Source organism: Lentzea kentuckyensis, assembly GCF_002150765.1.
Classification (GTDB): domain Bacteria; phylum Actinomycetota; class Actinomycetes; order Mycobacteriales; family Pseudonocardiaceae; genus Lentzea; species Lentzea kentuckyensis.
Genome location: NZ_MUYM01000027.1, coordinates 79,700 through 90,616, shown reverse-complemented (window position 1 = coordinate 90,616; position 10,917 = coordinate 79,700). Strand labels below are relative to the sequence as shown.

6 protein-coding genes are annotated in these 10,917 nt (G+C 68.7%); all 6 read left to right on the top strand.

All coding sequences use genetic code 11. The features are described from left to right. On the top strand, window positions 1–573 hold a 573-nt coding region (locus B0F77_RS15210; RefSeq protein ID WP_086663549.1), incomplete at its 5' end, for a LuxR C-terminal-related transcriptional regulator. A gap of 256 nt (window positions 574–829) precedes the next feature. Continuing rightward, window positions 830–6,922 carry a PA14 domain-containing protein gene (locus B0F77_RS15205; RefSeq protein ID WP_211293802.1) on the top strand — a complete coding sequence of 2,031 codons (6,093 nt, stop codon included), beginning with the start codon at window positions 830–832 and terminating at the stop codon, window positions 6,920–6,922. A 76-nt stretch (window positions 6,923–6,998) separates the two neighbouring features. Further along, the gene (locus tag B0F77_RS15200; protein ID WP_086663531.1) at window positions 6,999–7,532 is read left to right on the top strand and encodes a PH domain-containing protein; all 534 of its coding nucleotides are present in this window, start codon (window positions 6,999–7,001) and stop codon (window positions 7,530–7,532) included. Beyond that, window positions 7,532–8,287, top strand: a complete 756-nt coding sequence (locus B0F77_RS15195) for a phosphotransferase (RefSeq protein ID WP_086663530.1) — start codon at window positions 7,532–7,534, stop codon at window positions 8,285–8,287. The genes B0F77_RS15200 and B0F77_RS15195 overlap by 1 nt, the downstream gene beginning before the upstream one ends. A 28-nt stretch (window positions 8,288–8,315) precedes the next feature. Next, on the top strand, window positions 8,316–9,332 hold the full coding sequence (locus tag B0F77_RS15190) for a heme/hemin ABC transporter substrate-binding protein (protein WP_245848181.1): 1,017 nt from the start codon (window positions 8,316–8,318) through the stop codon (window positions 9,330–9,332). 79 nt (window positions 9,333–9,411) lie between these two features. After that, the gene (locus tag B0F77_RS15185; RefSeq protein ID WP_086663528.1) at window positions 9,412–10,893 is read left to right on the top strand and encodes a glycoside hydrolase family protein; all 1,482 of its coding nucleotides are present in this window, start codon (window positions 9,412–9,414) and stop codon (window positions 10,891–10,893) included. Window positions 10,894–10,917 lie beyond the last annotated feature (24 nt).

Sequence of the window (10,917 nt, the reverse complement as noted above, 5' to 3'; positions counted from 1 at the left end):
GGCCACGACGTCGTGGCCGCCGTCGGCACGGCACCGGACCTGCTCGAGGCCACCGCCGAGCACCTGCCGGACATCGTGGTCACCGACGTCCGGATGCCGCCGGACCACAAGGACGACGGCATGCGCGCCGCGCTCGCGATCCGGCAGAACCACCCGGCCGTCGCGGTGCTCGTGCTCTCCCAGTACGTCGAGAACCGCTACGCCACCGAACTGATCACCGGCGGCAGCAAGGTCGGCTACCTGCTCAAGGACCGCGTCGCCCAAGTCGACGAGTTCCTGGAGGCACTGGACCGGGTCGCGGCCGGCGGCGCCGCGTTCGACCCGGAGGTCGTGCGCCGGCTGCTGACCAGGACGACCCACGTGGACCCGCTCGAAACGCTGACCAAACGGGAAAAGGACGTCCTCGAACTGATGGCCCAGGGCCTCACCAACGCCCGCATCTCCCAGCAACTGCACATCTCCCAAAGTGCCGCGGAGAAGCACATCAACGCGATCTTCGACAAGCTCGGCCTGGCCGGTTCGTCCGGCCTGAGCCGCCGCGTGATGGCGGTCGTGCGCTACCTCGGTAGTTGATTCCGCAACCGGACGGACACGCTGTGTGACGTCCGCAACAACCAGGCAACCTGATCCTTTTGACCCCTTGTCTGATTTCAATCCATTAGCGATGCTTCTGCCCGTTTGACCAGTGCGCCGCTGTCTGGGAGCGAACGCACTCACTGGGGCAATTTCATAACCGAGGCTGGGGGCTTCACGCATGACGCGTCGTTCAGCGACGCGGCACTTCCGTGTGCGAAGAACACGGAGCATTGCCGCGACGCTCGTTGCAGCATTGGCTTTCTCGCTGGTGCAGGTACCCGCGTTCGCCGCGCCGCCACCGAAGGCGACGGCCGTGGATCCGAACACCCTGCCGGTCCTGAAAGGCGCCGACGTCAAGCAGACGCAGGCCACCGCGCAGGCCGACCCGAAGGCGGACTTCTCCCCGCTCGCCAAGCGCGAGGGGTCGAGCTTCGACCCCGAGAAGTCCAAAGTGGCCTCCAGGTCGATGTTCACCGAGGAGTACACGAACCCCGACGGCACGCGGAGCGTCCGGCAGTCCACGGACCCGCTGAACGTCAAGGACGCCAGGGGTGAGTGGCAGAAGATCGACACGACGCTGACGGCCGACGTGCCCACGCGCCGGGTCAGGGCGAAGCAGCACCCGCTCAAGCCGTCGCTCGCGGCCACGGCGGACGACCCGAACCTCGTGAACGTCGAGTTCGACGGCCACAAGGTCTCGCTCGCGCCCGAGCAGAAGGCGAAGAGCACCGCCAAGATCGCGGACCAGACGGCGGAGTACACCGACGTCGCCGCGGACACCGACCTGACCTACGAGGTCACGCCGGGCTCGGTCAAGGAGACCATCAAGCTCAAGAAGGTGCCGTCCACCAACAAGTGGCGGTTCGTTCTCAAGACGGGCAACCTCACCCCCGCCGTGACGGAGCAGGGCACGGTCGAGCTGCGGGACGCCCAGGGCACGCCGAAGATCGTGATGCCTCCGATCGTCACGTGGGACTCGGCCGGTGACGGCGAGACCACCGCGCCCGCGCAGACCGGCGGCACCTACACCGTCGAGAAGTCCGGCAAGGACTGGACGCTCACGGTCGCCGTGGACGAGGCGTGGCTGAAGGACTCCAAGCGGGTCTACCCGGTCAGCGTCGACCCGACGTTCACGTTCGGCGTCGCGTACGCGGAGTCGTACAAGTCCGACGGCGCCGGCTGCACCAACTGCGGCGTCCAGATCGGCAACGTCCTGGACCGCGGCGACAAGTACTGGCGCAGCTCGATCCGCTTCAACTACGAGTCGTTGTACGGCAAGCGGATCGTGGGCGCGAAGCTGGACCTGGCCAACCAGCGTTCCCCGCTGAGCCCCGACAAGACCTGGCCGGCGCACCTGTACCACGCGTCCGCGCTGAACTTCAACGGTCTGGGCGGCTACCTGGCCACCGGCAACTTCGGCCAGGTCGGCACGCTCACCGGCGACAGCCTGGTGAGCTTCCTGCAGCACATCGCGGACATCAAGCACATGGCGACGTTCATGGTCGTCGGCCACGAAGCGGCGGGCGTCTGGACCTACAAGAACGCCACCGCGACGCTGACCGTCGACACCGGTTCCGCGCCGCCCGCACCGACCCTGGTCGGCCCGGCGGACCACAGCGTCATCACCAACACCACGCCGACGCTGGCGGTCAACCCCGTCACCGACCCGGACGGCGACCCGGTGAAGTACTGCTTCACCGTCGCGACCGGCTCGGACGCCAAGTCCGGCGTCGTCGTGGACTCCGGCTGCCTCGACAGTCCGAAGTGGACCGTGCCGCCGGGCGTGCTGCAGGACGGTGTGGCCTACACCTGGCAGGCCAAGGCGTTCAGCGGCGCCACGTCGACGATCCCGAGCGCGGTCTTCCACCTCAAGGTCGACCAGCGCATCGGTGACCGCGGCCCCGCTCCGGTCGACACGCTCGGCCCGATCTCGGTCAACCTCGCCAACGGCAACCTGACCACGTCGGTCGAGTCGCCGACGTTCACGACCGTCGGCGGCACCGCCGGTCTGACCATGACGTACAACTCCCAGCAGCAGGAGCAGAAGGGCCTGCGGGCGTCGTACTACCCGGACCTCTCGCGCAACGGCGAGATCGGCGCGCAGCAGCAACCGGTGCTGGTCCGCACCGAACCGCAGGTCAACGTCGACTGGGGCGACACCTCACCGTTCGCCCCGGCGCTGGAGAAGGACTGGTTCGTCGCCCGCTGGGAGGGCTTCTTCCAGGCTCCCGCCACCGGCAAGTACCAGTTCGCCGGCGTGCACGACGACCGGCTGCGGGTGTGGATCAACGGCAACTCGGTCTACGACCAGGGCTGCTGCAGCGACGTCAACTGGGGCCTGGCCACGGAGGTCCAGCTGACCGCCGGCCAGCGCGTGCCGATCAAGGTCGAGCTCGCCGAGGTCACCGGTGCCGCGTACCTGCGTCTGTTCACCCGCACGAGCGATGGCACCACCGTGCCGTCGCAGATCGTCCCCGCCGACTGGCTGCACTCGTCCGACCTGCCGACGATGCCCAAGGGCTGGACGCTGTCCGCGGACCTGGACGGCAGCGGCACCACGTTCACCGAGGCCAAGGTCACCGACCAGAACGTGGTGCTGACCGACGGCACCGGCGCGAAGCACACGTGGACCAAGAAGTCGACCGGTGGCTACTCCCCGCCCGACGGCGAGGAAGGCATCATCGCGCTCAACTCCGCGGGGCACGTGACGCTGACCTACGGCACGGACGTGTTCATCTTCAACTCCGAGGGCAAGCTCGAGTCGCAGTCCACCGCGACGGACTCCCGCAAGCCGTCGGCGTTGCAGAACATCTACAACGGTTCTCCCTCGCGGTTGAAGGAGATCAAGGACCCGGTCTCCGGTCGCTCGCACAAGCTGCACTACAACCGGCCGGGTGACGACTGCTACGCGGGCGCCACTCCCCCGCCGGACGCCGAACGCCAGCCGCCGGCGCAGATGCTGTGCCGCATCGAGTACTGGGACGGCACCCAGACGAAGCTGTTCTACCACCGCGGAAACCTCGTCCGGGTCGAAGACCCCGGCCAGGAGATCACGGATTTCAGCTTCACGTCCAACGGCCTGCTCGACGGCCTGCGCGACAGCAAGGCCATCGACTGGATCGTCCAGGACCTGGCGAACCGCAACAACGACAAGGCGAACTACATCGTCCACTACGTCGACCACACGGCGACGAAGCCGATGGTTCGCCAGATGTACCAGCCGAAGGCGTCGGCCGACGTCGAACGCCCCAGGCACGGCTACCGCTACGACCCGGCCAACCGGACGTCCTATGTGGACGCCGACGGGCTCAGCCCGGCAATCGGGTTCGTCACGAAAGTGGTCTACGACGACGCCTTCCGGTTGCTGTCCACCACGGACGCCACCGGCAAGACCGCGTCGACGACCTGGAGCGTGAAGGACCAGGAGCTGACCACCACGGACGGCGCCGGGCGCATGTCGACCACGGTGTACGACGCCCAGGACCGGCCGACCGACAGGTACGGCCCGGCTCCCGCGTCGTGCTTCACCGGCCAACTGCCGAAGCCGGAGTGCGCGGCGACCGTGCCGCACTCGAAGACGAACTACGACGAGGGCATCAACGGTCTCGCGCTGTCGTTCTACGACAACAAGGACCTGGTCGGTGCGCCGAAGGTGTACCAGACGGGGCTCGCCGCGGACGGCACGCTGGTCCGCAACTGGGGCACCGACGGACCGGTCACCGGCATCACGACGGACGCGTTCTCGTTGCGCGCCACCGGTGACATCGTCTTCCCCGAGGCGGGCAGCTACAAGCTCCGCGTCGTGGCCGACGACGGTGTCCGGGTGTGGCTCGACGACCAGAACGTCATCGACGACTGGATCGACACCGGCGCGAAGTGGCGTGAGGCCACGGTCAGCAGCCCTTCCGCCGGCGCCACGAAGAAGATCCGCGTCGACTACTACGACGGCGCCGGCCCGGCACAGCTCGAACTGCACTGGACCACCCCCGGTGGCACCCAGCAGGTCGTGCCGGCCACGAGCCTCAGGCCGAAGTACGGCCTGACCACCTCGACGGCGACCGACGAGTCCAACGGGGTGCCCAACTCCGTGGTGTCGACCAAGTTCACCGAGAACGGACTCGACGCGGCCTACGGGCTCGGCACCAGCACGGTGACGGCGGGCTTCACCAGCCGCACGAGCTACGAGGCGATGGGCACCGGTTACCTGCGCAAGACGGGCAAGACCATGCCCAACGGCGCGCAGTCGACCTACGCCTTCTACGGCGACACCGAGACGCGGGACAACCCCTGCACCCCGGCCGTCGAGGCGATCAACCAGGGCGGCATGGCCAAGCTGACCACGCTGGCGTCGGGCCGCACGGACGAGCAGGTGTTCGACGAGTCCGGCCGCATCGTCGCGGAAGGCACGGCCGGTAAGTGGAAATGCACGACCTACGACGCGCACGACCGCGTCGTGGCGGTCAAGTACCCGGAGAACTCCTCGTCTGCCGAACGGACCGTCACCACGAACCACGCCGTCAACGGTGACCCGCTGGTGTCGTCGGTGACCGACCACACCGGCACCGTCACCACCAAGGTCGACCTGCTCGGCCGGGTCGTCGAGCACACCGACATCCACGGTGTGCGCACGGAGACCAAGTACGACCAGATCGGGCGTTCGGTGTCCGAGAAGGTCGTTCCTCCGATCGACGCCGCCCAGGAGAGCACTTTCACCTACGACGACGCGGGCAGGTTGAAGACCACGTCGCTCAACGGTTCGGTGCTGGCGACGACGACCTACGACGCGGCCGGTGAGCTGGCCTCGGTGTCGTACGCCAACGGCACGTCGCTGTCGTCGATCGGCAGGGACGCGTCCGGCCGGGACGTCTCGCTCACCTGGCGGACCGCCTCCGGTGCCGAGGTGACGTCGGCGGTGACCCGCAGCCGTGCGGGCACGATCGTCGACGAGACCCTCGGCGGCGTGGACGCCCGCCCCGGCCAGCCCAACTACGTCTACGACGGCGCGGGCCGGCTGACCGAGGCGTGGGTGCAGGGCCACCACTACACCTACGACTTCACGTCGGGCGCGCCCGCGGGTTGTCCGGCCGGTGCGGTGGGCAACGCGGGCCTGAACACCAACCGCGTCAAGCTGATCGACGAGACGGCGTCCGGCACGGCCGAGACCGGCTACTGCTACGACGCGGCGGACCGCCTGCTCGGCACCGTGGGCGCTTCGGCGGTCACGAACGTCAAGTACGACAACGAGGGCAACACGCTGGAGTACACCTCCGGCGGGTCGACCACGCACCTGTCCTGGGACGGAGCGGGCCGCAGCATCGGCGCGCGTTCGGTCGGCGCGGACCCGGCGGACGTCTCGTACCTGCGCGACGCCACCGACCGGATCATCCGCCGCGGCGCGGCGCAGGGCGACCAGCTCTCGGTGGCGCTCTACGGCTACACCGGCGGCGGGGACACGGCCGACCTCGTGCTGGACGCGTCGAAGAAGGTGCTGTCGCGGTCCATCTCGCTGCCCGGCGGTGTCCTGCTGACCATCGCGGGTGACGTGCGCACGCACGACCACCCGACGGTGCGCGGCGACCTGACGCTCACCACGGACGCGGCGGGCAAGCAGGTCGGTGACCTGCGCCGCTACACGCCGTTCGGTGAGCCGTTGAAGAACGACGGCACGGCCGACGCGGACAACGTCCCGGACAACCAGCCCGGTCAGATGGACCACGGCTGGCTCGGGCAGCACCAACGCCCGTACGAGCACGCCGGTGCGTTGTCCCTGGTGCAGATGGGCGCGCGGCCGTACAGCCCGCTGCTCGGCCGGTTCCTGTCGGTCGACCCGGTGGACGGCGGGTCAGCCAACGACTACGACTACGTCAACGGCGACCCGATCAACGACACCGACCTGGACGGCCAGTGGCCGAACTGGGGCAAGGTGTGGAACGCCACGAAGAACATCGCGAAGAAGGCGCTCGACAACAAGTACGTGCGCGGCATCGCGACGGGAATCGTGGTCGGCGCGGTCTGCGTCGGCTCCGCGGGCATCGGGTGTGCGATCGGTGTCGGCATCGCGGTCGGCGCGGGTCTCGGTGCGGCGAACTGGGCCGTGAACCGGCGCAGCGAGAACGTGTGGGGTCACGTCGTCCGAGGCGGTATCGCGGGTGCGCTGACGGGCCTGCGCGGGTTCGCGGTGGCCAAGTACGCGGCGAAGAAGTGGCCGGTGGCGCGCAGCCACAAGGGTGGTCTCTTCGGGGCGTACAAGAACGCGCGGTCGAGGTTCTCGCCGGGCACGTTCTGGGCGATCAAGCAGCGGTTCAAGTTCAAGAACCAGCAACGGTTCAGGGCCCGCTACCGGTAAGCCGCCGAGATCGATTTGAGTAGGGTGGGGCCGGCGGGCTTGTTCCGCCGGCCCCGTTCCGTTCGTTGGGAGAACGTTGCACGAGATCCGGCGCAGTGCGCTCATCAACTACTTCGCGGCGGTCATGTGCGCGGGGCTGGCGGCCGTGGTGCCGGCGTCGGAACTGCTGAGGTTGCCCTCGTGGGTTCCTGCCTGGGCGGTGATCCTCGTGATCGCGCTGCCGTTGCTGGAACTGTTGTGGCGCTCCGGTTTCCGGCCGCGGCTGAGGTGGAACGACGGCGGGATCGCGGTCGTGCGGTGGTTCACGATGTCGGTGTACCGCTGGGACGCGATCGCGCGGTTCGAGGAACAGGCCAACCGGATCACGCTCGTCTTCGCCGACGGCGGCGAGGAGGAGTGGGAGTTCGACCAGCTGTGGTTGTGGTCGAAGATCTCCCCCCGGTACGCGGCGCGGCGGGGCCGGAACCGGGCGATGCTGACGGAGGCGTTGCGGGGTGGACGGGAACGCGGCGAGCTGGTGCGGCCGCCTTCCGACGTACCGCGGCGGCCGGTGGTGCTCTACCTGATCGCGGTGCCGGCGGCGGCGCTCGGCCAGTGGCTGGTCATGTGATGGAGCTGGTGGGCGGGACGTTCAACGACGCCCTGATCGAGCGGGGGAAGTGGGTGGCCCGCTTCCCCCGCGCGGATCTGGCCGACGCACGTCGTCGCGCTCGGGCGCTCCAGCTCATCGGACAGCTCGGATTGCCTTTCGCCGTACCGGAAATCCTCGAGAACCGGCTGGACCTGCCGCTGGGTGAGGCGCACGTCATCATCTCGTACCTGCCCGGCGGGCCTTCGGAGACCGCGAGCGACGAGGCGGTCCTGGAGGTGCTCGACGCACTGGCCGCGGTCGAGCTGGACGAGGAACTCCTTGCCCTGCTTGATGAACCGCTGCGGCACGCCGGTGGGAGCAAGGTCGCCGAGAACGTCACCGAGCTCGTGTTCCCGTTGCTGGATCAAGACGAACGCGATCAGGCCTCCGAAGTCCTGCGACGGTTCCAGGACCTCCCGGTCGTGCAGGGCTTCGCGCACGGCGACCTCGCCCCGGTGAACCTCCGCTGGCAACACGGGAAGATCACCGGAATCATCGACTGGGACTTCGCCTGCGCCGGTGACCCCGCGCTCGACGCGGCCGCGTTCGCCGGCTACGGCTGGCCGTTGGTGCGCCGCGTCCGCCCCGACTTCTACGAACGCGCCCGGACGCACGCCGCGATGTTCCCGCTGACCGGCGCGGTGTCCGCGCTCCGGCAGGCCGGCGACCCGGCGAAGTTCCTCGCCTGGTTCCGCCGCCGGTGCGCGGTTCGCGAACATCCGCCGGCCAGTTAGCGGTTAAGTTCGAGGTGTGAGGGTCTGGGTGGCTGTGCTCACACTCGTGCTGGCGTCAGGATGTACCGGCACGGCGAACCGGAACGCGCCGGAATCGGGCGTCCCGAACAGAACGCCGTCGGAACAGCTCGAAGACCCCAGGCAGAAGACCGGCCCGTCGACCGCGACCGCACCGGACATCGTCCCGATCAGCCACGACGTCGAGCCGAAGCTGCCCACGACGGTCACCGATGTGCAGGACACCAAGGTCACGGTGACGAGCGCCGACCGGATTCTCGCGTTCGACAGGCACGGCACGCTCGGTGCCACGGTGTTCGGACTGGGGCTCGGCGGCAGGATGGTCGGGCGGGACATCTCGACCGGTTTTCCCTCCGCCGCAACGCTTCCGCTCATCACGACGAACGGTCACGAGCTCAACGCCGAGACGATCGCCCGGCTGCGACCGACCGTCGTCATCACCGACACCACCCTCGGGCCGTGGGACGTCGTGCTGCGGCTGCGGGAGTCGGGCATCCCCGTGGTCGTCACGGATTCCCGGCGTGCGGTCAACAACGTCGGCACGCTGATCCAGCAGGTCGCGGACGCGCTCGGGGTGCCGGGGGAAGGCGAGAAGCTCGCCCACCGCACGACTTCGGAGATCGAGAAGGCCAAGATCGGGGCGCACCGGCTGGCGAACGGCTCTGAGCTGCGGGTCGTGTTCCTCTACCTGCGCGGCCAGGCGGGGATCTACCAGCTGTTCGGGCAGGGCACCGGCGCGGACGACCTGATCACCGCCGTCGGCGCGGTCGACGTGGCCGGGGTGCGGGGCGCTGGGCCGATCGACCCCGAAGCGTTGGCGAAGGCCGCGCCGGACGTGATCCTCGTAACGTCGAAGGGGCTCCAGTCCGTCGGCGGGGTCGAGGGCCTGACGAACGTGCCCGGGGTCGCGCGGACGCCGGCCGGGCAGAAGCGCCGGATCGTCGACATGAGCGATCACCAGGTGCTGAGCTTCGGCCCCCTCACCGCCGCGGTCATCGACGGTCTGGCCAGGGCGTTGTACACGTGAGGCCCATTGACCAGGTATGAATCGGAAGTCGAACAACGGACTTCACCCGTACGGATGAGTTGATCATTATGATGGTCGGGTGACCCTGAGACGTCGCCCTGTCGCGCTGCTCGCTGCGCTCGCACTCCTCGGTGCGGTCACGGCGTGCACGAGCCAGGCGGTCGGGGACCCCGTGGGCAAGCCCGCCACGCAGCCGGCCACGTCGGAGACCAAGGCACCGCCGCCGCGGGACAAGCTCAAGCTCACCGTCGAGAACGGCAGGCAGAGCCCCGGCACGGTGATCGCCGGCACCGGCGACGCGGTCTACAACTACGCGCCCGCCGTGATGCTCGACGGCGGCAAGGTGCGCACGTGGTGGTGCAGTCAGATGGGGGTCGCGCAGCCGAACGGCGACGACATCCTCTACAGCGACGGCCCGAGCCCGGACGGCCCGTTCACCACGGCGCGCCCGGTGTTCTCCGGCAGCGGTAGCAGCTTCGACGCCATGCACACGTGCGACCCGTCGCTGATCAAGATCGGCGACACGTATTACATGTATTACACCGGCGCGTCCAGGGACAACCACGCCAACGGCAGTTCCGTCGGCGTCGCGACCAGCAAGGACGGCGTCAGCTGGACGCGCGCCAACAACGGTCAGGCAATCCTCGGCACGTCGAACGACATCATCCGCGAGAACACCTACGGTGCCGGCCAGCAGTCCGCCATCTACCTCGACGGCTGGGTCTACCTGCTCTTCACCGACACCACCGGGTTCGCCGCGGCCACGAACGGCGCCGGCCAGTACGTCCTGCGCTCGAAGGACCCGCTGTTCACCAAGGGTGTCGAGTCGCTGGGTCCGCAGGGGTTCAAGCCCGTGCAGAAGACCAACGAGGCGCGCACGCGGTCCGTGGTCGAGGCGTTCAGCGCGGACTGGATGTGGATCGACGCCGCGTCCACGTTCGCGATCGCCCACTCGACCGACGAGGGCACCACCATCACGTTCTGGAACAGGGAGTTCACCCGCCACCCGTTCGACCCGGTGGTGATCTCCGGTGCCTGGAAAGAAGGCCCTGGCCTGGTCCGCACGCCCGAGGGCCACGCGCCGATCCACCCCGGTGGACCGTGCGACAAGGTGGCGCTCGACGTGCTGCGCGCCACCGTCAACGGTGGGTCCGGAGCGCCCACGAACATCAGCCACTTCGGCATCGACGCGCTCGGGCTCAACGGCTGCGCGACGCCGGACGAGGCGAGCGTGCTCAACGGGTTCTCGGTGCCCTCCCCCGAACGCACGGCGGACGTGGTCGTCAACGGCAAGGTCGTCCGGTTCGAACGCGGCTCGGCGGCGGCGAAGTTCGCCCGCGGCGTGATCGGGTGGCGGCCGAAGATCGTCGACTCGTTCCAGGTCGCGGTCCGCATCCCGGCGTCCGTTCCGGCGGTGCTCGGCCCGAACGGCCTGGCCGGGCTGGTGGTGAACAACAAGCTGATGGTGATCAACTCGCTCGAGGTCGCCCAGCAGAACTCCTCCGAGATCACCGTGGTGACCCAGGAGCAGTGGGACCGCTACGAACGCCTGCTGACCTGACCCCGGTACCGTGCCCGGTGAACC

Excerpts from the sequence above, each read along its gene's own strand:
- B0F77_RS15195 (WP_086663530.1), top strand. The coding sequence starts at position 7,532 with ATGGAGCTGGTGGGCGGGACGTTCAACGACGCCCTGATCGAGCGGGGG.